Origin of the sequence: Flavobacterium sp. ov086, from assembly GCF_900187965.1 — a bacterium.
GTDB lineage: Bacteria > Bacteroidota > Bacteroidia > Flavobacteriales > Flavobacteriaceae > Flavobacterium.
This window is the reverse complement of the sequence record NZ_FZNL01000010.1, coordinates 158,157-183,469: the sequence shown is the minus strand read 5'-3', so window position 1 is coordinate 183,469 and position 25,313 is coordinate 158,157. Positions and strand designations below refer to the sequence as shown.

The 25,313-nt window shown below is 33.6% G+C and carries 20 protein-coding genes; 13 read left to right on the top strand and 7 right to left on the bottom strand.

Going from position 1 to position 25,313, the window contains the following annotated elements; all coding sequences use genetic code 11:
- Positions 1-296: transposase (locus tag CHB81_RS13000; protein ID WP_141130396.1), on the bottom strand; the 296-nt coding region annotated here is incomplete at its 3' end.
- A gap of 128 nt (positions 297-424) precedes the next feature.
- Between CHB81_RS13000 and CHB81_RS12995 the strand changes: the two genes are divergently transcribed.
- Entirely contained in the window at positions 425-2,482 is a 2,058-nt protein-coding gene (locus tag CHB81_RS12995; protein ID WP_089352286.1) for an ATP-binding protein, read from the top strand.
- Positions 2,472-3,170, top strand: a complete 699-nt coding sequence (locus tag CHB81_RS12990; RefSeq protein WP_089352285.1) for a response regulator transcription factor — start codon at positions 2,472-2,474, stop codon at positions 3,168-3,170. The genes CHB81_RS12995 and CHB81_RS12990 overlap by 11 nt, the downstream gene beginning before the upstream one ends.
- Positions 3,171-3,262: 92 nt before the next feature.
- Here the strand turns inward: CHB81_RS12990 and thiL are convergent, their stop codons facing one another.
- Positions 3,263-4,309, bottom strand: coding sequence for a thiamine-phosphate kinase (gene thiL / locus CHB81_RS12985; RefSeq protein ID WP_089352284.1), 1,047 nt, complete (start codon positions 4,307-4,309; stop codon positions 3,263-3,265).
- Between the two features lie 471 nt (positions 4,310-4,780).
- Here thiL and CHB81_RS12980 point away from each other — a divergent pair, with 471 nt between their 5' ends.
- Positions 4,781-5,260, top strand: a complete 480-nt coding sequence (locus tag CHB81_RS12980; protein WP_089352283.1) for a DinB family protein — start codon at positions 4,781-4,783, stop codon at positions 5,258-5,260.
- Positions 5,261-5,327: 67 nt separating this feature from the next.
- Positions 5,328-5,825 (top strand): DinB family protein, encoded by a 498-nt coding sequence (locus CHB81_RS12975; protein WP_089352282.1) that lies wholly within the window; start codon positions 5,328-5,330, stop codon positions 5,823-5,825.
- A gap of 50 nt (positions 5,826-5,875) precedes the next feature.
- Here CHB81_RS12975 and CHB81_RS12970 read toward each other — a convergent pair whose 3' ends face one another.
- On the bottom strand, positions 5,876-6,832 hold the full coding sequence (locus CHB81_RS12970) for a YafY family protein (protein WP_089352281.1): 957 nt from the start codon (positions 6,830-6,832) through the stop codon (positions 5,876-5,878).
- Positions 6,833-7,014: 182 nt separating this feature from the next.
- Between CHB81_RS12970 and CHB81_RS12965 the strand changes: the two genes are divergently transcribed.
- Positions 7,015-7,533 (top strand): hypothetical protein, encoded by a 519-nt coding sequence (locus CHB81_RS12965; protein WP_089352280.1) that lies wholly within the window; start codon positions 7,015-7,017, stop codon positions 7,531-7,533.
- Positions 7,534-7,549: 16 nt separating this feature from the next.
- Entirely contained in the window at positions 7,550-8,044 is a 495-nt protein-coding gene (locus tag CHB81_RS12960; protein WP_089352279.1) for a hypothetical protein, read from the top strand.
- A gap of 52 nt (positions 8,045-8,096) precedes the next feature.
- Here the strand turns inward: CHB81_RS12960 and CHB81_RS12955 are convergent, their stop codons facing one another.
- Positions 8,097-9,425 carry a hypothetical protein gene (locus CHB81_RS12955; protein WP_089352278.1) on the bottom strand — a complete coding sequence of 443 codons (1,329 nt, stop codon included), beginning with the start codon at positions 9,423-9,425 and terminating at the stop codon, positions 8,097-8,099.
- Positions 9,426-9,523: 98 nt separating this feature from the next.
- The gene (lepA, locus tag CHB81_RS12950) at positions 9,524-11,320 is read right to left on the bottom strand and encodes a translation elongation factor 4 (RefSeq protein WP_072957000.1); all 1,797 of its coding nucleotides are present in this window, start codon (positions 11,318-11,320) and stop codon (positions 9,524-9,526) included.
- A 497-nt stretch (positions 11,321-11,817) separates the two neighbouring features.
- On the opposite strand from lepA, the gene CHB81_RS12945 reads away from it, so the two are divergent.
- The gene (locus tag CHB81_RS12945; RefSeq protein ID WP_089352277.1) at positions 11,818-12,051 is read left to right on the top strand and encodes a hypothetical protein; all 234 of its coding nucleotides are present in this window, start codon (positions 11,818-11,820) and stop codon (positions 12,049-12,051) included.
- A gap of 47 nt (positions 12,052-12,098) precedes the next feature.
- On the opposite strand, the gene CHB81_RS12940 is transcribed toward CHB81_RS12945, so the two are convergent.
- Positions 12,099-12,833, bottom strand: a complete 735-nt coding sequence (locus CHB81_RS12940) for an NUDIX domain-containing protein (RefSeq protein WP_089352276.1) — start codon at positions 12,831-12,833, stop codon at positions 12,099-12,101.
- Positions 12,833-13,549, bottom strand: coding sequence for an NUDIX domain-containing protein (locus tag CHB81_RS12935; protein WP_089352275.1), 717 nt, complete (start codon positions 13,547-13,549; stop codon positions 12,833-12,835). Before CHB81_RS12935 ends, CHB81_RS12940 begins: the two co-directional genes overlap by 1 nt.
- A 366-nt stretch (positions 13,550-13,915) precedes the next feature.
- Between CHB81_RS12935 and CHB81_RS12930 the strand changes: the two genes are divergently transcribed.
- The 6 genes from CHB81_RS12930 to CHB81_RS12905 all read left to right on the top strand — a co-directional run bounded on the left by CHB81_RS12930 (position 13,916) and on the right by CHB81_RS12905 (position 25,253).
- The gene (locus tag CHB81_RS12930) at positions 13,916-15,433 is read left to right on the top strand and encodes a xylulokinase (RefSeq protein ID WP_369597378.1); all 1,518 of its coding nucleotides are present in this window, start codon (positions 13,916-13,918) and stop codon (positions 15,431-15,433) included.
- 2 nt (positions 15,434-15,435) lie between these two features.
- On the top strand, positions 15,436-16,758 hold the full coding sequence (gene xylA / locus CHB81_RS12925; protein ID WP_089352274.1) for a xylose isomerase: 1,323 nt from the start codon (positions 15,436-15,438) through the stop codon (positions 16,756-16,758).
- 43 nt (positions 16,759-16,801) lie between these two features.
- A complete protein-coding gene (locus CHB81_RS12920) occupies positions 16,802-19,933 on the top strand; it encodes a TonB-dependent receptor (protein WP_089352296.1) in 3,132 nt (1,043 codons plus the stop codon).
- Between the two features lie 11 nt (positions 19,934-19,944).
- Positions 19,945-21,519: a RagB/SusD family nutrient uptake outer membrane protein gene (locus tag CHB81_RS12915; protein ID WP_089352273.1), complete on the top strand. Its 1,575-nt coding sequence runs from the start codon at positions 19,945-19,947 to the stop codon at positions 21,517-21,519.
- Between the two features lie 22 nt (positions 21,520-21,541).
- Positions 21,542-22,441 (top strand): hypothetical protein, encoded by a 900-nt coding sequence (locus CHB81_RS12910; RefSeq protein ID WP_141130395.1) that lies wholly within the window; start codon positions 21,542-21,544, stop codon positions 22,439-22,441.
- 334 nt (positions 22,442-22,775) lie between these two features.
- On the top strand, positions 22,776-25,253 hold the full coding sequence (locus CHB81_RS12905) for a glycoside hydrolase family 2 TIM barrel-domain containing protein (RefSeq protein WP_089352271.1): 2,478 nt from the start codon (positions 22,776-22,778) through the stop codon (positions 25,251-25,253).
- Positions 25,254-25,313 lie beyond the last annotated feature (60 nt).

Here is a 25,313-nt window from a genome sequence, read left to right as displayed (position 1 = left end):
AAAGCCTGTCTTTCCAATAATGCTTTTTGCTTTTCCAATAATTTCACTTGGGCTTCGAGTTCCATTATCTTCTGTTCAGGTGTTTTTGCCATTTGGGTTGGGGTTTGGTTCTCCCAATCAAAGTTACCAAATTTTCTTAACCAATTTAAAACTGTTCCATGACTCTGAATACCATATTGTTTTCTTGTTTGAGTAATAGAAATATTTCCTTTTTCAATCTCACTAACAATTTGAAGTTTTAGTGACATACTGTAATCTCGTTGACTACGCTTTACATAATTTATTTGATCTTCCATAACGATGGCTTTTTGTGTATCGCTATTTCAGGACGAGACAAAAAATATAAATAAAAGGTTGTCAGTTTTTGGCAACCTTTTTTTGTGTCTATAGATTTAGTATTTTTGAGAAAAATCAAAGACATACCTTGAAAAAATATTCTCAGATATTATTGTTTTTAGTTTTTGTCCTGTTTGGTTGTACCAATAAACCTAAGAAAGAGAAAAATGTAAATCCTTCAAAAGATAGTCTCTCTATCTATTTATCATTGGCAAATGATATTAATTTACCCTTTCATTATAAACAAAAATATAATCAGAAAGCATTTGATATAATTATAGATCAGCAAAATGATTCTCTTAATAGAGCCAATTTATTTAAAATTGCTAATCGCTATTATAATATGAGTGACTGGAAATCTTATAAAAAAATATCTAAACTGATTTTAGAAAGATCAATTAGTAGTAAAGATTCATCCAATATTGCTAAAGCTTATACTTATTTGGGCGACTATTATCAATCAGAAATGGTTTCTGATAGTGCCTTTTTGAATTATTTTAGAGCAGAAAAAATATATTTGGGAATTAATGATGATATTAATCTTGTCAAAACTTTTATTGCTAAAGCAGATTTGCAGCTGCATGAAGGAGATTTTTTTGAAAGTGAGATCACTGTTTTTAAAGCGCTTAAGATTTTAAAAACGAAGAAAAACGTAAGTAAAGAGCTTTATGAAAGTTACAATTTACTGGGAATCATTTATAATGAGCGTGAAGAATATGACAAAGCATTGGAGTATCACAATAAGGCATTGTCTATGCTTAATGATAAATCAATTTCATTAGAGTTTCAACTAAAAGCAATTTCATTAAATAATATTGGGTATGTTTATTTAAACATGCATAATTTTAATCAGGCAAAAAATTATTTTAAGAAAGGTTTGGAGCAAAAAGATTTGTTTAATGGTAATACAGCTCTTTATGCAATACTTTTAGATAATTTAGCCTATTCTAAATTTAAATCGGAAGATTTTACAGATTTACCATCGCAATTTTATAGAGCATTGAAAATTAGGGACAGTCTGAAAATTGAGCCTGGAATTATATTAAATAAAATTCATTTGTCTGAGTATTATGCCTTTAAGAAAGATACCTTTAGGGCAATTCAATATTCGAAGCAAGCACTAGTTTTATCCAAAAAATCAAATACGATAAGAAATATATTAGAATCACTTAAGCAAATTGCTATTGTTGATCATAAGAATGCTTCGGGTTATTCCAAAGATTATATCGAATATAATGAGAAATTGCTGAAAGAAGAGCGCAAAATGGGAGAGAAATTCTCTCGTATTGAATATGAAACCAATGAAATAAAGGATGAAAACTCAAACCTCCAAGAGAAGAATAAAACTTTAGTTTATGTTTTTAGTATTTGTACTTTAATAGGTTTATTTTTCTATGTTTACAAAACACAACAAGCTAAAAATAGAGAATTACTTTTTAAGCAACAACAACAAATTGCAAACGAGGATATTTATAATTTGATGATTTCGCAGCAAAATGATATCGAGATGACTCGTATCAAAGAAAAGAAGAAAGTTGCTCAGGAATTGCATGATGGTGTTTTAGGCAGAATGTTTGGAGTCAGAATTAGTTTGGATAGCTTAGATAAATTGGATGAAGCCCACGCGGCGCCCAAAAGAAAGAAGTATTTAGCAGAACTTAAACATATTGAGGAAGATATACGTGAAATTTCGCATGATTTAAATCGGGAGAAATCAGAATTAATTAATAATTTTGTTGCGATTTTAAACAAATTGTTTGAAAATCAACAAAATACATACAATTCAAAACTGATTACTTCATTTGATTCTCATATTAAATGGGAATTGGTCGAGAACATGGTCAAAATCAATTTGTACCGAATTATTCAGGAAGCGCTGCAAAATTGTAATAAATATGCAAAAGCAAGTACAATTGAGGTGGAATTTAAGAGCGAGATAAATCATTTGATTCTTTCGATTTCAGATGATGGAGTTGGTTTTAATACCAAAAGAACGAAGAACGGAATAGGATTACACAATATTCAATACAGAGCAGCAGAATGTAAGGGTACAGTTACGATAAAATCTGCCAAAGGAGAAGGAACAATTCTCATAATTAAAGTCCCAATTGATCAAAAAATAAACCTACAAAAAAATGACAGTTGACCTAACAGCCCCAGTTTCGCAAGTTGCCAAACGAAATATTTTAATAGTTGACGATCATCCTTTTATTATTGAGGGATATAAAAATGCTATTACGCGATATAACCCTAAAGAATATGAATTTCTTATCTCGCAGGCATACGATTGTAAATCAGCTTATGATTTATTGGAAGAGCCTGAAACCCCAAATTTCGATGTCGCTTTTCTGGATATAAGTATGCCGTCGTATGAAGAAAAAGATATTTTCTCAGGTGAAGATCTGGCAAAACTGATCTTGAAAAAAATGCCCAATTGCAAGATCATTCTACTGACAATGTATACTGAATTGCTAAAAATTAAAACAATTATACGAACCATAAGCCCAAATGGTTTGATTATAAAAAATGATCTTACGTTTGATGAGTTGCTTTTTGCGTTTGATAAAGTAATGAAGAATGACAAATACTACAGCCAATCAGTAGTAAAAATGGTCAATCAATCTCCTCATAATTCAATAGAAATTGATCAGTTTGACAAGCAAATTTTGTTTCATTTGTCCAAAGGAACAGAGCATCATGCAATGCCGCAGTATATTCCGATTTCTTTAAATGCAATTGAAAAACGTAAAATAAATCTCAAAGAATTGCTGAAAATTAAAACCGGTTCTGATGATGAATTGGTAAAAGAAGCTAAAAGTAAAGGGCTCTTCTAGAGAAAAAATCAAATAAAAAATTCCAAATTCCAATTGTGCTAGTCATGCCATTGGAATTTGGAATTTTTTTATTTTGGAATTTGTACAAAAGGTTATTCAGACAAAGCATCCCAACCGCGAGCTTTCAACGGAATTTGGGTATTTGCACGAGTAACCAGATTTATTCCTTCACTTTCGTCTGCCATATGACCAATAATAGAGAAGTTTGGATTTCCTTTTATTTTATCAAAATCATTAATGTCAATAGTGAAAAGTAATTCATAATCCTCACCGCCATTAATGGCGACAGTGGTACTGTCTATATTAAATTCTTCGCAAGTCGAAATAAATTGAGGATCTAACGGAAGTTTATCTTCATATAAATTACAACCCACTTTTGATTGTTTGCATAAATGAATAATTTCAGATGATAACCCATCCGAAATATCGATCATAGAAGTTGGTTTGATTTCAAGAGCATGCAATAAAGTACGCACATCTTTTCTAGCCTCAGGTTTTAGCTGACGTTCGATTAAATAGCTGTACATATCTAAATCTGGCTGACTGTTTGGATTCACTTGAAAAACCTGTTTTTCGCGCTCTAAAACCTGTAAGCCCATATAGGCAGCACCAATATCACCTGTAACAACAAGCAAATCGGTTTGTTTTGCACCGTTTCGATAAACAATCTCTTCTTCATTAGCTTCACCAATAGCAGTAATACTAATAATTAGTCCTTTTTGAGATGAGGTAGTATCACCACCAATTACATCAACCTTATATTCTTTTGCAGCGTGTGTAATCCCTTCAAATAATTCTTCTAATGCTTCTAGTGGGAAACGATTAGAAACGGCTACAGAAACCGTTATTTGCGTTGGTTTGGCATTCATAGCGCAAATATCAGAAAGGTTTACAACGACAGATTTATATCCTAAATGTTTTAAAGGCATATAAGCCAAATCAAAATGCACACCTTCGATTAATAAATCAGTAGAAACAACTACTTTCTTATCCTTAAAATCAAGAACAGCAGCGTCATCGCCGATGCTTTTTAAAGTAGATTCCTGAGTAACATCAAAATTTTTGGTTAAATGTTCAATTAGGCCAAACTCACCTAATTGCGCTATACTGGTACGTTGCGGATTTTTATCTTCGATCATTTTTTCTAAGTTCCAATGTTTTTAAGCTGCAAAGGTACAAATTTTAATTTCGTAATTTTATTGATACCTATGTTCATAGAGATACGATGTAGAGATGCACTGCTGTGCATCTCACGTCCAGTAACCACAATTATTAGACATAATATTTTGTGTGTTTAAATGGGTATTTGTATGTTAACAATAAAGTGAACACAATTGTTTAAATTTGGAGATACGAATCGTTTGTTTTGAAGAATTGAAAATATAGGATTTCGTTTCAGATCAAACCTGATATGTTTTTATCCCGAAACTTCGGGACTGTCGGGTTTAGCGCACTTGAATTAAATGGGGTTACGTAGCGTGAGACGCACTGCTGTGGACCTCTACAGTAGGAAATATAAAAATATTTTATTTTTTTATTTCCTACTGACAAACTGTTGTCACCGACCCTTAATAATTTTGAAGTATTAAAAAATATAAAACTTTAAAACTATGAAAACATTAGCAGCACAAGTAATTACTCCTGAAGATTTGTTGATACACTGGCAAGGTCACCGTGCCCTAACACGTCGTGTAATTGAATTGTTTCCTGAAAAAGATTTCTTTGAATTTTCGATAGGAGGAATGAGACCTTTCTCTAAATTGGTAGATGAACTTTTGGCTATTGCAGTTCCTGGACTTAAAGGAATTGTAACTAAAGAAACTGCACCATTTACAGAAGGAACTGAAAAATTAATTTTCAAAGCACAATATCTTGAAAAATGGGATCAGGCAACAGCAGAAATTAATAAATATTGGGAGAAATTGTCTATTGAAGATTTTAATGAAACCTTTAATCTTTTTGGTCAATATGAATTTCCGGTAATCCAGAATATTTTGTATTTTGTTGATAATGAGGTTCATCACCGCGGACAAGGATATGTTTATTTAAGAGCTTTAGGAATTGAGCCTCCTTTTTTCTGGGAGAGATAGAATAATAATCAAGATGTTTTTTAATGAATCAAATTAATTCATTCAAGTATAATTTAAATCAAATAGTATGAGTTTAAAAAAAATAATGGCAAATTATGCTGCCTACAATTTATGGGTAAATCAACAATTTGTGAATTGGCTAACACCAAAATCTGACGAGTTGTTGCATAAAGAAGTTGCGTCGAGTTATTCGAGCATTATTAAAACACTTAATCATATTTGGGAAACAGAGCAATATTGGTTATCAATAATATCCGAAACTGCTTTGCCTGAAAGGAAAGAAAGTATTGATTTAGATAAGAATGAAATATTTGAGGGTTTATTAAATACATCGGCTAAATTATCCGAGTTTATATCATCATTATCAGACGAACAATTATATAAAGCCATTAAAATCGAAAATCCCTGGTTTCAATGTGAGTTGCCGGTTTCTGATTACTTATTACAAGTAGTAAATCATGGCACTTATCACAGAGGACAAATTGTAACCATTGGAAGAAATAACGGTATTACAGATGCTTCAAATACAGATTATAATTTTTATAATGTAGTAAAAGCACAATAATAAATCGAAAAAATCCCAAAGATGAACTTACTTTCATCCTTGGGGTTTTTTCATATTAATCTTTTTTTGTACGTTTCAATTAGTTCCAAGACTCTGGTTTTAAGACTTTCGGGTTCCAGAATTGTAGCATAATCACCAAACATCAAAAGCCAACGTGAGAAACCATCTTCAACATTGCGTGACATAAAAGTCATTTCGATTTCGTTGCCAACTTCTTTTTCGGAAACGTAGCCATGATATTTCTGTTCGTATCGAAGGTGATTAAGAATTTTTTTAGAAACCAGAATCCTAACCTTAGTTGTTGGAATAGTTTCTGACTTGACCAAATAGGTTTCTAGAGAATCATGTTCAATAGTAAACTCTAAGTCTGTTTTCTGAATTCCCTGAATCCTGTCTGTTCTAAATTGTCTGTAATCTTTTCGCAAATGGCAATAACCCAGAAAATACCAGTTATTGTGATCGTGAAAAACACCAACAGGTTCAATGTTTCTTTTGCTAGCTTCTTGCGCTTCGATGGTTTTGTACGATAGAAGAATCTGTTTTTTCTCTGCAATACTTTCAAATAAAACTGCCAATGTATTTGGCGAATTATCGTGAAATAAAGGTTCCTGAGACTGCATTAAAATCTTAGATTCAATATTCGAAAGCCAATCTTTATCCGTACCTCTCAAAACCGATTTCAATTTATACATCGCCGATGCATAATGCGCCCCAAGAGAAGGATCTGTGAATTTTTGCATTAGTTTTTCGGCCGCAATAAAACTGCTTACCTCTTCGCGCGTAAACATTACAGGCGGCAATCGATAACCATCCATTAATGCATAACCAACTCCGGCTTCACTATAAATAGGTACTCCCGATGCTTCCAAGGTTCGGATATCGCGATAAATCGTTCTCAAACTACAGTCAAAACGATCAGCCAATTCTTGTGCTTTTACAATTTTTTTAGATTGTAATTGAATCAGAATTGCGACAATACGGTCAAATCGTTTTGGGGTTTCGTCCATTTTTTTCTTTTATAGGTGCAGAGATTCAAAGATACAAAGGTTCAGAGTTTAAAGAAATAAAAAAGCTGTCCCAAATTGAGACAGTTTTGAAATATCAGGAACTATCTTGTTAATTATTTTTATTCCGTTTAGCAGCTGATTTAAAAAAAAATGTATTTTTAACGCAACTAAAAACAAACCAAATGCAAACTGAATTTTCGTATGCGAAGCAGGAAGAAATTAAAAAAAAGCTTCGTGCCGGCACCTTTGATGCTAATCAAGAATTGATTGATTTAATTCGGTTAGGTTATGATCCTGTTACAGCAAAAGAACTCTTAACAAAAGTAGTCAAAAGCCATAAAGATGATCTTTATGAAGAAGCCAAAGAAGCAAAGGCATCTGAAGAAAGAAGCAATATTGCTTTTGGAGCCGTGATTATGATTACAGCTTTCTTAGGAATGTTTGGCGGAAATAATGGTTTGATGATTTTAATATCTATCGTGGTGGCTTGTTTTTGTGGATATTATGGAAACCAGGAAAATCCAATTCCGGGAATGGTTGGTTATGGTATAGCCGCAGCGATTATGCCTTTTGCCTGTGGTTTTTATTTTAAAGGAAGAAGTACTATTTTGAATTTAGAACTTCTTATTCCGTTATTGTTTTCTTTCGGCCCGGGTTTATTGATTAAATATATTTTATCCCAAATTTTACCTTCAGACTAACTTAAAAACTCAATTTATGATTCAGAATTACTCTTTTAGTGAACATTACAAAAGATTTGAACCGCACGAAACCAAATGCACGTACTGCGAACAAGATCATATGAAAAGCATGAACGACTGTTATTTTGTACCGCTTTTTGTTGAAGCTGACAGAACTAATATCGTCGTGTACCGATCGGTTAAATTTTCTAAAATTTTAATCGGAATTCCAAGATGCTCTTCTTGTAAAACAATTCATGAAAAATCAACTTCGAGATCACAATTAATAACGGGAATTGCTGTTGTAGTGGTAATTTCTCTTTTGGTTTATAATTTCATGCTGCTTAACGCATTTGTTGTAGTAGGCGGAATTTTTGCCATGATTTTTGGCGGAATTTATGGATCAAAGAAAATGACCGAATCTTTTGTTGTAAAACATGACATTTATACGCTGGAAGATGGAGCAGAAAGAAACGAAGTAGTTCGCGACTTAATTGTGGCAGGCTGGTCTTTTACGCAGCCTTCAGCATAAAAAACAAAAAAACCGATAACGAAAGTTATCGGTTTTTTTGTTTGATTAAAATTTAAGCTTTAAATTTTCTGAAAGATTGAATCATTTCATAAATACCAAAGGCAACAGCTATCTTACCAAATAAGAAGGGAAGTAAACTTAAAAAACAGTTGAATTTTAGAACACTTTCTCCTGCTTGATAATATTCATTTTTAAAATCGGTAATTAAGAAAAATCTAAAATATCCATAAATGAAATCTTGCCAGTTTTGTAAATTAATAGTTTTGTTAAAGTTTTCAAATATATAAAAGGGAGTAAAAAATATCAGTCCAATAATTATAGTAAACCAAAAAGCCCAAGTCCAGCTTCCAAAATTGGAAGACCATTTTGTTGCCCATAAAATTGTTTTGTCTTTGAAATCTATTTTAAAGTTTAATTCTTTATAATGAGCAGCTAATTCATAGTTTCTAAATTTATTGAAATCGATTCGATTTTCAGCTTTTTGGAGTTCTTGTTTGATTGTTCTAATAGTTATTCTATCACATTCGTCTATTTTCTTAATCCGAATATCGTCAAACCACACCTTTTTCTCGAAAATAATCCTTATAAAACTTACTATGTCAAAATATGTCTGTTGGAAGGAAACATTATCAGAAAAAGTAGTTTCTTCAATTCTTAATTTATGTAACCAATAATTGTTGAAATTTGCTAATTTAAAAAAGTGACAATTTTCAAACCATAGAAATGAAGAATTTACAGATGGTAATCCAGAGAATGTTGTTAATCCTAAAAAAGAGCATTCTCTGAAGGTTGAGCTATTATAAAAAATATCATATCTGAATTCTTTTAAAAAATCACAATTATAAAACATTATTTTATTTAAAGAAATCGAGTCAAAGAAACATCCATTATGAAATTTGACAGTGCTAAAATCAATGTTGGTTTTTTCACTAAATTTAATATTTTTCAACCAAAAGACAGAATTGAACTCACACTCATCTATTTTGAAATTTCCTTTTGAGAAAATATTGTTCTTAATGTTTTCTGAATTAGAGTCATCATCGAAAAACTCTAAAACTCCGATAGTTGATTTGTATATATGAAATTTATCACAATTAAAAGTATTGGATATAAATGTTATGTCCTCAAAATCACTTTCGATAAAAGTATTGGATTCAAATGTGCATTTATCAAATCGAAAACGATGCAAGCACTCTTTTTTTATTTTATAGAATCGTATTTGCTTTCCTTGGAACTTTAAGTTTGAAAAAGTAATTGACAGTTTGACTTTTTCTAAATCAATATTTAAAGAGGTGTTGATTTCCACAATAAAATCAGAAATTGTTTCTGCATTATCTGAGTAAATTATTGTTTGAAACTCCTTTCCACTAATTACTTCCATAAAATATTTTTATCAAATCTAAACAAAAAACCCAACAACTTTCGTCATCGGGTTTAAATCTATATTCTTTACTCTTTATTCTTTCCTCTAAAACAAATCTAATCGTTCAATTTCAAAACAGCCATAAATGCTTCTTGCGGAATTTCAACGTTACCAACTTGTCTCATACGTTTTTTACCTTTTTTCTGTTTTTCAAGAAGTTTACGCTTACGCGAAATATCTCCACCATAACATTTTGCGGTAACGTCTTTACGAAGTGCTTTAATCGTTTCACGAGCAATAATTTTAGCTCCAATTGCAGCTTGAATCGGAATATCAAATTGTTGTCTCGGGATTAACTCGCGTAATTTCTCGGTCATTTTTTTACCGATGTTATAAGCGTTGTCCTCGTGAATCAAAGCCGAAAGTGCATCAACCGTTTGAGCATTCAAAAGAACATCCAGTTTTACCAATTTCGAAGTACGCATTCCAATAGGAGAGTAGTCAAAAGAAGCATAACCTTTAGAAACCGTTTTAAGACGATCGTAGAAATCGAATACAATCTCTGCCAATGGCATATCAAAATTCAATTCAACTCTTTCAGTCGTTAAATACGTTTGATTGGTAATTACACCACGTTTTTCGATACAAAGACTCATTACGTTTCCTACGAAATCAGCTTTTGTAATGATTGTAGCTTTAATATATGGTTCTTCAACTCTGTCTAAACGAGAAGGTTCAGGTAAGTCAGAAGGATTGTTTACAACAAATGGAGTTTCAGGATCTTTTTTGGTATAAGCCAAATACGAAACGTTAGGAACCGTAGTAATTACAGTCATATCAAACTCACGCTCTAAACGTTCCTGGATAATTTCCATGTGAAGCATTCCTAAGAATCCGCAACGGAAACCAAAACCTAAAGCCGCAGAACTTTCAGGAGTAAAAACTAACGAAGCATCATTCAATTGCAATTTCTCCATAGAAGAACGCAAATCTTCATAATCTTCGGTATCAACAGGATAAATTCCGGCAAATACCATTGGTTTTACATCCTCAAAACCTGTAATCATATTAGTAGTTGGCGTTTTAGCATCCGTTAGAGTATCTCCAACTTTTACATCTTTGGCTTCTTTAATTCCAGAAATCAAATAACCAACATCACCAGCAGATATAACATTTTTAGGAACCTGATTTAATTTTAAAGTTCCAATTTCATCGGCAAAATATTCATTTCCTGTGGCCATGAATTTAATTTTTTGCCCTTTTTTAATCTCTCCGTTTTTCACACGGAAAATAACTTCAATTCCACGGAATGGATTATAATGTGAATCGAAAATCAAAGCTTGTAACGGCTCATCAACATTTCCTGATGGAGGTGGGATTTTTTCGATAATGGCAGCTAAAATATTTTCAACACCAAAACCAGTTTTCCCTGAAGCATGAATAATATCTTCCAATTTACACCCTAATAAATCAATGATATCATCACTAACTTCTTCAGGATTAGCACTTGGTAAATCGACTTTATTCAAGACCGGAATGATTTCCAAGTCATTCTCTAAAGCCAAATATAAGTTAGAAATCGTTTGTGCCTGAATACTTTGTGCAGCATCAACAATCAAAAGCGCACCTTCGCAGGCAGCAATAGATCGAGAAACTTCATATGAAAAGTCAACGTGACCGGGAGTGTCAATCAAGTTTAAGATATATTCCTCTCCTTTATAAGTATATTCCATTTGAATGGCGTGACTCTTAATGGTGATTCCACGCTCACGCTCCAGATCCATGTTGTCAAGCAATTGTGCTTTTTCTTCACGAGCTGTAACGGTTTGTGTAGCGCCCAATAATCGGTCTGCCAGTGTACTTTTACCGTGGTCAATGTGTGCAATAATGCAAAAGTTACGTATCTTCTTCATTTTAATATGTCAATTCTCTAAACGAGTTTTAAGTAATTTCAGGGTATAAATTTGCGCTAGAGCAATTGCCTTAGAGCATGTTATTAAGGCGCAAAGATAGCGCAAAGTTTTGGATTCTGGAATGTAGTTGCCCGATTTTGAATTTTGCAGACAGAAAGTTGTTTTTAAAGTTCTAAAATGAGGGTAAATTGTTCATAATGAATTACAAGTTTAAGATCAAAAACTTAGTGAATGTTTTTATTATGGAGAGGGTTTGATTCGTTGTTTATTAAAAAAAGATCTTAACTTGGTTTTGTTTGAAATATCTGTATTTTTTGTGAGAATAATTGTCGGTTTAAGTAAATATAGTTATACTTGTAGTCATTTAAACCATAAGCATGATTAACTTGTGATTTAAAGCTTTTGTAGTATCATTTCTCATTAAAATCTGTGCGCAGGATTTACAAGTGAGAAAAGATAATATCTGTTTTTTTACTAACAATTAAACCCAATAAATTATGGAAAAATTAACCCTAAGGCTGACAGAAAAATTTGGTAGACTTTCAAAAGAAGAATTAAAAAGAATTAAAGGCGGAACATTAGGAACAGTTTGTGGTCCCAGAAATGGCGTACCAACTTCTATTTGCCCTAGCGGAAATGGAATTGCAGCGAATTCCGGAACCGAAGATCCGTCTAAGTTTCCAGGAATTGTAGGAGGTTATTGTAATGTAATAATCGTATGTATTCCTTAAAAATAAACAGACAAATGCCCGAAGAAACTCTTTGGGCATTTTTTTATCTAAAATTCAAAATTAAATCCTTTTTCAGTCAATTTTTTGTAAATCGCCTCATCAAATTTGTATAATTTGGCAGCCCTATGCGAAACATCCTGTTGTTTCTCATCGAGTTCTACTAATAATTTCATGTGGAGAATTTTTCTGCGAAAATTTGATTTATCCAACTCGATTCCTAATATTTCTTCATATAAATGCATTAATTGCAGCAAGGTGAATTTTTCAGGTAAAAGGTTAAAACCAATAGGAGCCTGACGAACCCGATTGCGCAATTGCATCAAACTAAATTCGAGAATTTCGTTATGGTCAAAAATTAATTTAGGAACCTCATTAATTTTAAACCATTTAGCTTCAAATACTGAAACGCTGGCCTTAATATTATAATCTTCACGGTTTACTAAGGTGTAATATCCAATAGTTATAACTCTCTCGCTCCTTACACGATCAGGATCTGTAAAAGCTTTTAATTGCTCCAGATAGATGTTGTCAAGACTAGTGAGTTCATATAATATTCGCAGTGCAGCATGATCAATACCTTCTTCCAGTTCCGGATTTCCACCAAGAACTCCCCATTTTCCAGCGCTTTCTCCTATAGCATGATGTACTAAAAGAACCTCAAGATTTTTTTTATCAAAAGAAAAAATAACGCAGTCGATCGAAATGCCTTCTATAACTGATTTTGTGTTTGAAGTGATATTGGCAGAAGCTTCAGAAGTATTTTTAGGAGGTAAAAATGTCATTAAAATTCAAAATTAAATCCTTTCTCGGTCAATTTCTTATAAATTGCCGGATCAAATTTATACAATTTGGCAGCTCTATGCGAAACGTCTTGTTGTTTTTCATCCAATGCAACTAATAGTTTCATGTGCAGAATTTTTCGTCTGAAATTAGATTTGTCCATTTCGATTCCTAAAATCTCTTCATACAAATGCATTAATTGCAATAAAGTAAATTTTTCAGGCAAAAGATTAAAACCAAGCGGCGCTTGACGAACCCTGTTACGAAGATGTTTTAAACTATAAGCCAAAATTTCATTATGATCATAAATCAAATCCGGAATACTATTGATCTTATACCATTTTGCGTCTGATGCCGTAAAACCAGCTTTAACATTGTAGTCTTCACGTTTTACCAAGGCATAATAACCAATCGTAATAACGCGTCGAAGCGGGAAACGATCCGGATCTCCAAACGCTTTCAATTGTTCTAAGTAAATATTATCAAGACCTGTAAGTTCGTTCAATAAACGATGTGCGGCATTATCAGTACTTTCTTTTTTGTAGATCCATCCTCCCGGAAGACCCCATTTTCCTTTACTAATTCCTTCTCCGTGTTGTACCAGAAGCACTTCGAGGCTTCCTTTATCAAATCCAAATATCACACAGTCAATTGTGATCGCATTCATTGCGGTTTGCTCGCTTTTTAAAGCAGAATCGTCGGCTACATTTTTAACCATATGTTATTTAAATTTTGACAAATTAAATAAATAAAATGAATAGTTGTCTTGTTACAAGATTTATATTTTTATTAACGAAATAATTTTCTGACAATCAGATGGTTGTGATATCCTTAAAAATAAGATTTTTAAATAATTATCCTTAAATGACTGATTGTCAAATCGCTAAAACGTTATTTTTTCAATATTTTTTTATAACATTTTACGGGTTTTTTTGATGTATTCATAAAAATCGAGATTGAATAATTAGAATTGAAAAAAAATAAACCTAATATTTTGTTAATATAGAAAAAATGTTTTACACTTGTAGTCAAAATAACCATAAGATAAGTTCAGTTTGACTATAAGTTAAAAAAGGACAAATCTATGACTAACTTAAAATACCACCAAATGTTTTTTTTAGGAATTGATTTAGGAAGCTCTTCAATAAAATTATCTGTATTTGATGCGGAGAAAGGGACAACTATTGGAGCAATTAGTGTTCCTGATTTTGAAATGCCAATTGTTGCTCCAAAATTTGGCTGGGCAGAACAAGATCCGGAATCCTGGTGGCAATTTGTTAAAGACGGAATCAAACAATTAGGTTCAAAATCTAATATTGATCTAAAGAAAGTTGTTGGAATAGGAATCGCATATCAAATGCATGGTTTGGTTTTGACGGATGAAAATTTAAATTCCGTTCGTTCTTCAATTATTTGGTGCGACAGCCGCGCCGCAATTATTGGAGATGAAATTTATACTAAAATGGGTGCTGAAAATTGTCAGCAGCAAATTTTAGGAAGTCCTGGAAACTTCACAGCTTCAAAACTAAAATGGGTAAAAGACAATCAGCCCGAAGTTTTCGCAAAAGCAAAATACATGATGCTTCCTGGTGATTTTATTGCTGCGAAATTATCAAAAGTAGCTCAAATTAGTACTTCAGGTTTATCAGAAGCCGCACTTTGGAACTTTTCAGAAGGAAAATTGGCAACTGAAATTCTTTCTCAAATGGGATTATCATCTGATATCGTTCCGGAAATTGTCTCAAATTTTGGAATTCAAGCAACAATTCACTTAGAAATTGCACAAGAATTAGGATTAAATCCTGATGTAAAAATAACGTACAGAGCAGGAGATCAACCCAACAATGCATTGTCATTGAATGTTTTGAAACCTGGAGAAATTGCAACAACAGCCGGAACTTCGGCAGTAGTTTATGCCGTAAGCGATCAGGATGCTTACGACAAACAAAACAGAATCAATACTTTTTTACACGTCAATAATACTGAAATCGAGAAACGCAACGGAGTAATGTTGTGCATTAACGGTTCTGGGATTTTATACCAATGGCTACGCAAAATCATGTCAGTTGACAGAACTGATTTAATTGCCTACGAAAGACTAAATGCCGAAGCTGCAAAAGTAGAAGCAGGAAGTAACGGACTTCGTTTTTACCCTTTCGGGAATGGTGTTGAACGTATTTTCAATAACAAAAATGCGACATCGGGAATCCAGAATTTAAACTTCAATATTCATCAACCGTCACATTTGGTGCGCGCAGCTTGTGAAGGAATTGTGTTTGCCATGAATTATGGTTTTGATGTGATGAAAGAAGTTGGCGTTTCAGGAACGGTGGTGAGAGCAGGAAATTCAAATCTGTTTTTAAGTCCGGTTTTTAGAGAAATCTTCACCAATACTACACAAACAACTTTAGAATTATACAATACTTCAGGAGCAGAAGGTGCTGCAAGAGGCGCTGCTTTTGGGTTTGGATATTACAATTCGCTGGAGGAAGCTTTCGCTGGATTGCAATGTTTAGACCGAATAGAACCTAATAAAATCCTGACAAGTCAATATCAGGATTTATATCAACAATGGAAAAGTCAAATTAAAATAGAACAATAATAATGAGCACAACTAAACAATCTTATTTTAAAAACATCGATACAATAAAATTCGAGGGAAGAGAAAGTGATAACCCACTAGCTTTTAAATGGTATGATGAAAATCGTATCGTTGCGGGAAAAACATTAAAAGAGCATTTGCGCTTTTCAATGGCGTACTGGCATACGTTATGTAACACAGGAGGAGATCCGTTTGGAGCTTCGACTGAAACATTTTCCTGGGATAAAAATGAGAATGTCATTTTAAGAGCGAAAGACAAAATGGACGCCGCTTTTGAATTTATGACAAAGCTTGGTTTGCCTTATTATTGTTTTCATGATGTTGATGTGGTAGATGATGCACCAACATTGGCAGAATTTGAAACTCGTATTCAGACTATGGTTGAATATGCGAAACAAAAACAACAAGAGTCAGGAATTAAATTGTTGTGGGGAACTTCAAACTTATTCAGCAATCCTCGATATATGAACGGTGCTGCAACAAACCCAAACTTTGATGTTGTGGCTTATGCCGGAGCTCAGGCAAAAATTGCTATTGATGCAACGATTGCACTTGGCGGAGAAAATTATGTTTTTTGGGGAGGTCGTGAAGGATACATGAGTTTGTTAAACACAGACATGAAAAGAGAATTGGACCATTTAGGAAGATTCTTAAATACTTGTAAAGATTATGCTCGTAAAGAAGGTTTTAAAGGGAACTTTCTGATCGAACCTAAACCAATGGAACCTACAAAACACCAATACGATTATGATGCAGCAACTTCATTAGGATTCATTAATAAATACGGACTTCAAAATGATTTCAAATTAAACCTTGAAGTAAACCACGCAACACTTGCCGGACATTCTTTTGAGCACGAATTGCAAGTTGCCGTTGATGCAGGAATGTTAGGAAGCATCGACGCAAACAGAGGAGATTACCAAAACGGTTGGGATACAGATCAGTTTCCAATAAATCTTCAGGAAGTTACCCAAGCAATGTTGGTTATCCTTGAAGGTGGAGGAATTCAAGGCGGAGGTGTAAACTTTGATGCAAAAGTGAGAAGAAATTCAATCGATTTAGAAGATAAATTCATTGCACATATTGCCGGAATGGATGTTTTTGCAAGAGGATTAATCTGTGCAGATCAGATACTACAAAATACAGACTATAGAAAATTACGCACACAGCGTTACAGTTCATTTGACGGAGGAAACGGAGCAAAGTTCGAAAACGGAGAATTATCTCTCGAAGATCTTAGCAAAATTGCCCGTGCAAGTGGAGAACCTCAACCACTTAGTGGAAGACAAGAATTATTCGAACAGATTATTTCGAATGCATATTAAGCAAAAAATAACTAACTATAATTTAAACCAATTCTTAACTATTATGAAAAGCAATTATTGTATTAAACCAACAATGCTCCAGTTTTGCATGGTGCTGTTGCTTAGCTTATTTACGATGCAGTCCGGTTTTGCACAGGAGCAATCCCAGATTGTAAGCGGAAATGTAAAATCAGCAGAAGATGCTATGGGAATTCCGGGTGCTACAGTGCTAATTGAAGGTACCAAGATTGGAACATCAACAGATTTCGATGGAAATTTTAAATTGGAAGCAAAAACAGGCAACGTCATTGTTATCAGTTTTATGGGATTTAAAACGCAACGTGTAACTGTTGGAACTCAAAAAACGATTAATGTTACGTTACAAACAGAAGCAGCTGACCTAAAAGAGGTTGTCGTTATTGGTTATGGTTCACAGAAGAAAACCCTTGTAACGAACGCTGTTACACAGGTTAGTGGAGAGAATCTTGCTAAAACCAATACTACAAATGCATTGCAAGCCCTTCAAGGGCAGGCAGCCGGAATTCAAATTACCTCTACTTCAGGTCAGCCGGGAGAAGGTTTGAATGTTGTAATTAGAGGAGTAGGATCTATTGCAGGAACCAGCCCGCTTTATGTTGTTGACGGAATCCTGACAGGAGATATTTCTTATTTAAACAATTCAGACATTGAGTCTATTTCAGTTTTAAAAGATGCCGCTTCGGCGGCAATTTATGGTTCACAGGCTTCAAATGGAGTTGTTTTAGTAACAACAAAAAAAGGGAAAAGAGGAGCTGCCGGGAAAATTACTTTTGACCAATATTACGGTGTACAATCAGTGGCTAGAAAAGTTGATTTATTAAATGCAACTGAATACGCTACTATGCTAAATGAAGCGAGAGTAAACTCTGGTAATACTCCATATTTTACAAATGCTCAAATTGCTGCTATGGGTTCTGGAACCAACTGGATGGATAAAGTACTGACTGATAATGCCGCGACTAAAAACTTCTCATTCGGTGCCTCAGGCGGTTCAGATACTTCGGTTTATTCTACATCGTTATCTTACCTGGGACAGGAAGGAGTTGTAGGAGGTCCGGACCTTTCAAACTATGAACGTTATAATTTTAGATTCAACTCAGAGCATAAATTATACAAAGACGTAGTTACATTTGGTGAGAATCTGAGCTTTGCTTACATCAATAAAAACGGAATTGGTGTTGGTAATCAGTATAACAACTCTCTAAGAAGTGCTTTTCAGGTAACACCTTTACTGCCAATGTATGATGCTAATGGTAATTATTTTGATACTTCAAATAGTAAAGAACCTTGGTTAGGTGGCGTGGCTAATCCTTATGCTTCTATGGTCTATAATAATCAAAAAGAAAGTAACAATCAAAAACTATTAGGGAATGTTTACCTGCAGATTGAGCCTATAAAAAATTTAACATTTAAAACTACTTTGGGGCTTGACTATTATGCAGGAGAAGGACACTCTTATTCTCCAATATACCAATTGTCAACTTATGCCTATAATAAGGTTGATAAAGTTTCTCAAGACATGAATAAAGGTAAAACCATTACTTGGGATAATTTATTGACATATAAATTTAGCGCTTTTGATAATCATCATTTTGAAACGATGTTAGGTACATCTTTTATCAATTATGATGGAACATCAGTTAGTGCAACAAATTCTGATGTGATTTTTAAAGATTTAGAACATGCATGGATTGACAATACGACTAACAAAGATGGTGCAAAAATGTCAATGAGAGGAAGTAAACAAGTAACTAAAAGGATGTCTTACTTTGGAAGATTAAACTATAACTATAAAGAAACGTATTTATTAAATGCAACCTTTAGAATGGATGGATCTTCTGTTTTTTCTCCGGAAAATCAATGGGGGTACTTCCCATCAGTTTCTGCTGGTTGGATTGTGTCAAATGAAGAGTTTTTGAAAGATTCAAGAGTAATAAACTTTTTTAAATTAAGAGGAAGCTGGGGACAAGTAGGAAACCAGAACGCAAGAGCTTTTCAATATTTATCGACTATAAAATCAAATACCACAAATTATATTTTTGGAGATAAAGAAGGTGTTCTTACACCAGGTGCATATCCTGACAGATTATCAAATCTGAATTTGAAATGGGAAACTTCAGAACAAGTTGACCTTGGTTTTGATGCCAGATTTTTAAATAATGCATTAAATGTAACTTTTGATGTTTACAAAAAAACGAATAAAGACTGGTTAATTTTAGCACCAGTATTAGCTACTGCAGGTGCAGATGCACCATATATTAACGGAGGAAATGTAGTAAATAAAGGAGTAGAGTTGAGCTTGAATTACCAAAATAAAATTGGAGATTTTAATTATAACATTAGTGCAAACGGTGCTTATAATAAAAATGAAGTTGGTCAAATTCCTACTGCAGATGGTATGATTCACGGATTAAGCAATGAACTTTATGCTAATTCTGGTGAATTTTACAGAGCAGAAAATGGACAACCGTTAGGTTATTTTTGGGGATATAAAACAGGAGGTGTTTTTCAAAATCAAGCACAAATTGATAACTACAAATCGGCAAACGGTGTTGTATTACAGCCTACTGCAGTTCCGGGAGATTTGATTTACCAAAACGTAAACGGAGATGACAAAATAGATTCTACTGATAAAACCCGTATTGGGAACCCTAATCCTGATTTTACATATGGTTTTGCTTTGTCTGCCAGTTATAAAGCTTTTGATTTCTCTCTTAATGCTAATGGTGTTGCAGGAAATCAAATTGTACAATCGTATAGAGACCAATCAGGTGCTTACGGAAATTATACATCAGCAATATTAAATCGTTGGCACGGTGAAGGTTCATCGAACACAATTCCAAGAGTAACTGAGGATAACAGAAACTTCACACAATTTTCAGATTTGTATATTCAGGATGGTGATTTCTTGAGAATTAACACTGTTACCTTAGGATTTGATTTAGCTAAAGTGAAACAACCTAAAACATTTTTTGCGAGTCAATTCAGAATTTATTTCTCTGTATTAAATCTTTATACTTTCACTAAATACAATGGTATGGATCCTGAAATAGGATTTGGTTCCTCAAATGATGATCAAAAGTTTTCGTCTGGAGTTGACGTAGGATACTACCCAAGACCAAGAACATTCATGATGGGATTAAATGTTAAACTTTAATAATTAAAAAAATGAAAAATAGCTATTTATATATTTTCTGTTTTAGTTTATTGTCACTGGGATCTTGTAGTTTAGATACAGAACCAATCACAAATTTAACAGATACAAGTTTTTACAAAACAAAAGAAGATGCTTTTACTGCATTAGTCGGATGTTATGATGGTTTGCAAGTTGCAACAGGTGCTTCAGGAATGGGTATCCCGGTGATAAGTGAAGTACTTTCTGATGATTGTTTTGGAGGAACAGGTAATTCAGATGGTTACGGTTATGCTGCCATTGATGAATTTGATACCAGCCGCTCTCCCTCAGATGTAGATTTCTTTAATTCTAACTGGGTTGCTTATTATAAGGCAATTTATCGCTGTAATATTTTCTTGTCTAAAATGGACCAAATTGAATGGGGAGGAGATACAGCTTTAAAAAATACCTATACATCTGAAACTAGATTTATCAGAGCTTATCTTTATTTTGAAATGGTACGTTTGTGGGGTAATGTGCCATTGTTAACAGTTGCTTCTTCTGAAAATATACCGCAAGCCAATCCGGACGATGTATATAAAGTTATTGCAGAAGATTTAGTATTTGCTTCAAACAATTTACCGGCAACGGCATATAGCGCTACAACAAGCGGACGTATTACAAAATGGGCTGCTAAATCTTTACTAGGGCGTGTTTACTTATATTATACAGGATATTATGGGAAAACAGATTTAGCAGGTGTGGTAACTAAAACACAGGCTCTAGGACATTTAGAAGATGTTATTGCCTCTAGTGGTCATGGTTTAGTAGACGATTTTTCAACGCTTTGGCCAGCAGCTTCGGTTGATAAATATGCAGGAGAGAGTAATAAAGAAACCGTATTCTCTATAAAATATACTTATACTAGTGATTATAACGGAAACAGTGATGGTAACCAATGGCTGGTAATGTTTGGGATGAGAGAATTCTCCTCTTATCCATACGGACGTGGTTGGGGAGTAACAGTAAACTCGAAATTATGGAACTCTTATAGTGCTACAGATACAAGACGTACAGCAAGTATGATTGGAATTGCAGAAGAAGGTATCCAATTTAATAAACTAAATAGCCAAAGAGAATATACGGGTTACTACAACAAGAAATATGCACCAATGGTGAATAAAGACGGAGTAGATTTACCTATTGCAATGGGAAGTGCCTTTTGGGATATCAGTCAATTTCAGGATTATGTCGTTTTAAGATATGCAGATGTTTTGTTAATGGCAGCCGAATTAGGAAGCGGAAATGCTCAGGTTTATTTTGATGATGTTAGAAGAAGAGCTTATAAAACAAATTTTACACCTCTGGCAGTAAATCAGGATAATATTTTGAAAGAAAGATATTTAGAGTTTTCTCTTGAAGGAGTAAGATATTGGGATTTATTGCGTCAGGGAATTGGTAAAGCTTCTTCAAGCATTGCCGAAACTACAACTTTGTTAAGTGGTGGGGTTCCTGTAACAAAAACAATTTTAGCAGCAAAAATAATGGAAACAAAAGGATTGCAGCAGATTCCTAATACTCAGATTACATTGTCTGGAGGAGTTTTAAAACAAAATGCAGGTTGGTAATTTTAACTAAAAAATGAAAAAAATGAAAAATATTAAATTATTAGTTACATCATTTTTGATGTTATCAATAGCAATGTTAGTATCTTCTTGTTCGCCTGAAACTTATGCTTTAGACGCACCGACTAATAAATCGGATATACATTTTGAAATTACTCAGGACTTAGTAGCTGATCCAGGTGGAAATACGGTAATACTGAAAAACACAACTCCTGGAGTGATACTTACTTGGGATTATGTTACGGGAAAATCGAACAAAGGCACACAAATAGTAAAATATGCATTTAAAGGTGACTATACGATAAAAGTTTCTGCAGTTACCGGCGGAGGTATTGTTGAGTTAGATCCAGTAACTATTACAGTTTCAGATAATAACTTAAATTATGTAAATGATCCGCTTTGGACTGCTTTATCTGGAGGAGTAGGAGTAGGAAAATCAAAAACATGGTATTTAGATTTAAATGCAGACGGAGTTTCAAAGTTTTTTGTGGGACCAGTAGCATTTTCTGGAAACAAACTTGGATGGCAAAAAGAATGTACAGGTGATGCTGGTTTGTGTTGGATATGGGAACCGGATTGGAAAGGGAATCAATGGATAACACCTGCCGGAGATTATGGCTCAATGACATTTAGCTTAGACGGAGGACCGTTTGTAACAGTAAATCATGCATTAACCACTACAAGAGGTATTGAACATGGTACCTATTTTCTTGATGCAACAAAACATGAGTTAACCTTGACAAATGCTGCAATTTTACAGAGCGCCAGTGCTGCTGCTGATGTTTCTGATTGGTCTAATTATAAAATTATCAGTTTGACAGAAGATACTATGCAAATTGCTGCTTTTAATAAAAGTAAAGCAGAGTTTATAATTTTTAATTTTATATCAAAAGAATATAGCGATAATTGGGTCCCAAAAGATTAATTATATTCCAACCGGGATATTGATTTAGCTGGAACAAAAAGTACTCGGTTTTACATTTTTTAAAGACTCTATGAATTTAAAGATGTATAAACAAAAAGGGCTTTTTGAAAATAACTAAAAGTCATCTCTAGAAATACTGCCTCATAAATACATTAAATTTTAAAAGACAGTTTCTAGAGATGACTTTAATTAAAAGTTTTTGGTATTGCCAAAATATGTTTTTATGAATTTAAAAGTAAAAACAAAAAAATGATGAAAGATAATAATATGACGTTATGATTTTTTTGAAACAGTAATTGGCAAATTTATAATTGATCACATCAAAAAAGAAAAAATGAAACATTTGAATTTTTTAAAAACACTGACTGTTTTGGTTTTTTTTGCAATTTTTGGTTGCAATAAAGAAAATACAGAAGCTTTTTCTTCGAGAAAAATCGCTTTTAATTCAGATTGGAGTTTTCATCTTAATGATAGTATAATAGATAAAGATACCATTGGAACTTCAACCAAATGGAGAACCTTAAATATTCCGCATGATTGGAGTATCGAAGGACAGTTTGATGAAAAAAGCCCTGCCGGATATGGAGGCGGAGCACTTAATGGAGGCTTAGGATGGTATAAGAAAACTTTCAAAATAAGTGATTCTGATAAAGATAAAATTATATCAATTGTCTTTGATGGAGTTTATAAAAACAGTGAAGTTTGGGTAAACGGGCATTATTTAGGAAAACGTCCAAACGGATATATTAGCTTTCAATATGACATGTCGCCTTACTTAAATTATGGAGAAAAAAACAATGAAATTATTGTAAAGGTTGACAATTCAAAACAACCCAATTCACGTTGGTATTCAGGATCAGGAATTTTTAGAAATGTCTGGATCGAAACCACAGATAAATTACATGTTGCACAATGGGGAACTTATGTGACAACACCAAAAGTTACTGCCGAAAAAGCTTCGGTGAATATTGAAACCCGAATTCAGAATGACCATTCAGAATCAAAAAAATTAACACTAGTAACTACTATTTATAAAGAAGATACAAAGGTAACATCAGCCACTCAATATATAACGCTTACTCCAAAAAGTGGCACATTATTAAATGTAGAAGCAGAAATTGAAACACCAGTTTTATGGTCTGTAGAAAAACCTGAATTGTACACAGCAGTTACAGAAATTTCGGTAGATGATAAAATTGTAGATCAATACAAAACCAATTTTGGGATAAGAGATTTTAAGTTTGATGTCAATAAAGGTTTTATTTTAAACGGAAAACAAGTAAAAATAAAAGGAGTTTGTATGCATCACGATTTAGGACCGCTAGGTTCTGCAATCAATACACGTGCGATCGAACGTCAGTTGGAAATTCTGAAAGAAATGGGCGTAAACGGAATCAGAACTTCTCATAATCCGCCCGCTCCGGAACTTTTAGATCTTTGTGATAAAATGGGTTTCATTGTCATGGATGAAGCATTTGATATGTGGAAACAAAACAAAACCAAATACGATTATGCAAACGACTGGGATAAGTGGCACAAAAAAGATTTAACAGATCAATTGCTTCGTGACCGTAATCATCCAAGTATTTTTATATGGAGTATTGGAAATGAAATTCCCGAACAATGGAATGAAACAGGAGTTACAATTGCCAAAGAATTAGCAGCTATAGTACGTCTTAATGATAAAACTCGTCCACTTACCGCAGCAATGAATCCTCCGGTAAATATGAATATTGATGACGTAACGTTACAATTCGAAAAAAAGAATGTGCAGTTTAATCCCCTTGCAAAATCCGGAGTTTTAGATCTTATAGGATACAATTATGCACACCAAACTTATGCACATCATAAAGAAAATTTCCCTGGAATTCCTTTCATCGCAACAGAAACTACTTCGGGATTACAAACTCGCGGTTATTATGATGCCGTTTCAGATACTATTAAAAAATGGCCGGTAAGATGGGATCTCAAATTTACTGGTGGAAATGCGGGCAATACCGTTTCAGCTTACGATCAGGTTCAGGCACCTTGGGGTTCTACACACGAAGCAACTTGGAAAGTAATTAAAAAATACGATTTCCTTTCCGGAATGTACATCTGGACAGGTTTCGATTACATCGGAGAACCAACTCCGTATGAATGGCCATCAATAAGTTCGTATTTCGGAATTGTCGATTTAGCCGGTTTCCCAAAAGACGTTTATTATATGTACCAAAGCGAATGGACAGACAAAACCGTTCTGCACATTTTCCCGCATTGGAACTGGAAAGCAGGTCAAACAGTAGATGTTTGGGCGTATTATAATAAAGCGGATGAGGTTGAACTTTTCCTTAATGGAAAATCAGTTGGAATTAGAAGTAAAAAAGGAGATGATTTACACGTAATGTGGAGAATTCCTTACCAACCGGGAACACTAAAAGCGATTTCTCGTAAAAACGGAAAAACAGTTCTGGAAACCGAAATTAAAACAGCCGGAAATCCATCGCAATTAAAACTTACAGCAGACAGAAGTAACATCAAAGCAGGTGGAAATGATCTTTCATTTGTAACCGTAGATATTCAGGATGCGATAGGAACTTTGGCTCCAAATGCCAATAACGAAATCAATTTCTCCTTAAAAGGAAACGGAAAAATTGTTGGAGTTTGCAGCGGAGATCCCGTAAGTCACGAATCATACAAAGGTTCAAAACATACGGCTCTTAACGGAAAATGTTTGGTAGTTGTTCAATCCGATAATAAAACAGGAAGATTAGAATTAACCGCTAAAGCGAATGGATTAAAACCAGCAACAATCGTAATTACAGCAGAGTAATAAGTCGTCGCTATTCCTGCAAGGTTTTCAAAACCTTGTAGGTATAATTAACACATCGAA

Excerpts from the sequence above, each read along its gene's own strand:
- CHB81_RS12960 (WP_089352279.1), top strand. The coding sequence starts at position 7,550 with ATGATTCAGAATTACTCTTTTAGTGAACATTACAAAAGATTTGAACCG.
- CHB81_RS12905 (WP_089352271.1), top strand. The coding sequence starts at position 22,776 with ATGAAACATTTGAATTTTTTAAAAACACTGACTGTTTTGGTTTTTTTT.
- CHB81_RS12915 (WP_089352273.1), top strand. The coding sequence starts at position 19,945 with ATGAAAAATAGCTATTTATATATTTTCTGTTTTAGTTTATTGTCACTG.
- thiL (WP_089352284.1), bottom strand. The coding sequence starts at position 4,309 with ATGATCGAAGATAAAAATCCGCAACGTACCAGTATAGCGCAATTAGGT.
- CHB81_RS12920 (WP_089352296.1), top strand. The coding sequence starts at position 16,802 with ATGAAAAGCAATTATTGTATTAAACCAACAATGCTCCAGTTTTGCATG.
- xylA (WP_089352274.1), top strand. The coding sequence starts at position 15,436 with ATGAGCACAACTAAACAATCTTATTTTAAAAACATCGATACAATAAAA.
- CHB81_RS12975 (WP_089352282.1), top strand. The coding sequence starts at position 5,328 with ATGAGTTTAAAAAAAATAATGGCAAATTATGCTGCCTACAATTTATGG.
- CHB81_RS12940 (WP_089352276.1), bottom strand. The coding sequence starts at position 12,833 with ATGACATTTTTACCTCCTAAAAATACTTCTGAAGCTTCTGCCAATATC.
- CHB81_RS12955 (WP_089352278.1), bottom strand. The coding sequence starts at position 9,425 with ATGGAAGTAATTAGTGGAAAGGAGTTTCAAACAATAATTTACTCAGAT.
- CHB81_RS12980 (WP_089352283.1), top strand. The coding sequence starts at position 4,781 with ATGAAAACATTAGCAGCACAAGTAATTACTCCTGAAGATTTGTTGATA.
- CHB81_RS12930 (WP_369597378.1), top strand. The coding sequence starts at position 13,916 with ATGACTAACTTAAAATACCACCAAATGTTTTTTTTAGGAATTGATTTA.
- CHB81_RS12910 (WP_141130395.1), top strand. The coding sequence starts at position 21,542 with ATGAAAAATATTAAATTATTAGTTACATCATTTTTGATGTTATCAATA.
- lepA (WP_072957000.1), bottom strand. The coding sequence starts at position 11,320 with ATGAAGAAGATACGTAACTTTTGCATTATTGCACACATTGACCACGGT.
- CHB81_RS12990 (WP_089352285.1), top strand. The coding sequence starts at position 2,472 with ATGACAGTTGACCTAACAGCCCCAGTTTCGCAAGTTGCCAAACGAAAT.
- CHB81_RS12970 (WP_089352281.1), bottom strand. The coding sequence starts at position 6,832 with ATGGACGAAACCCCAAAACGATTTGACCGTATTGTCGCAATTCTGATT.
- CHB81_RS12935 (WP_089352275.1), bottom strand. The coding sequence starts at position 13,549 with ATGGTTAAAAATGTAGCCGACGATTCTGCTTTAAAAAGCGAGCAAACC.
- CHB81_RS12945 (WP_089352277.1), top strand. The coding sequence starts at position 11,818 with ATGGAAAAATTAACCCTAAGGCTGACAGAAAAATTTGGTAGACTTTCA.
- CHB81_RS12965 (WP_089352280.1), top strand. The coding sequence starts at position 7,015 with ATGCAAACTGAATTTTCGTATGCGAAGCAGGAAGAAATTAAAAAAAAG.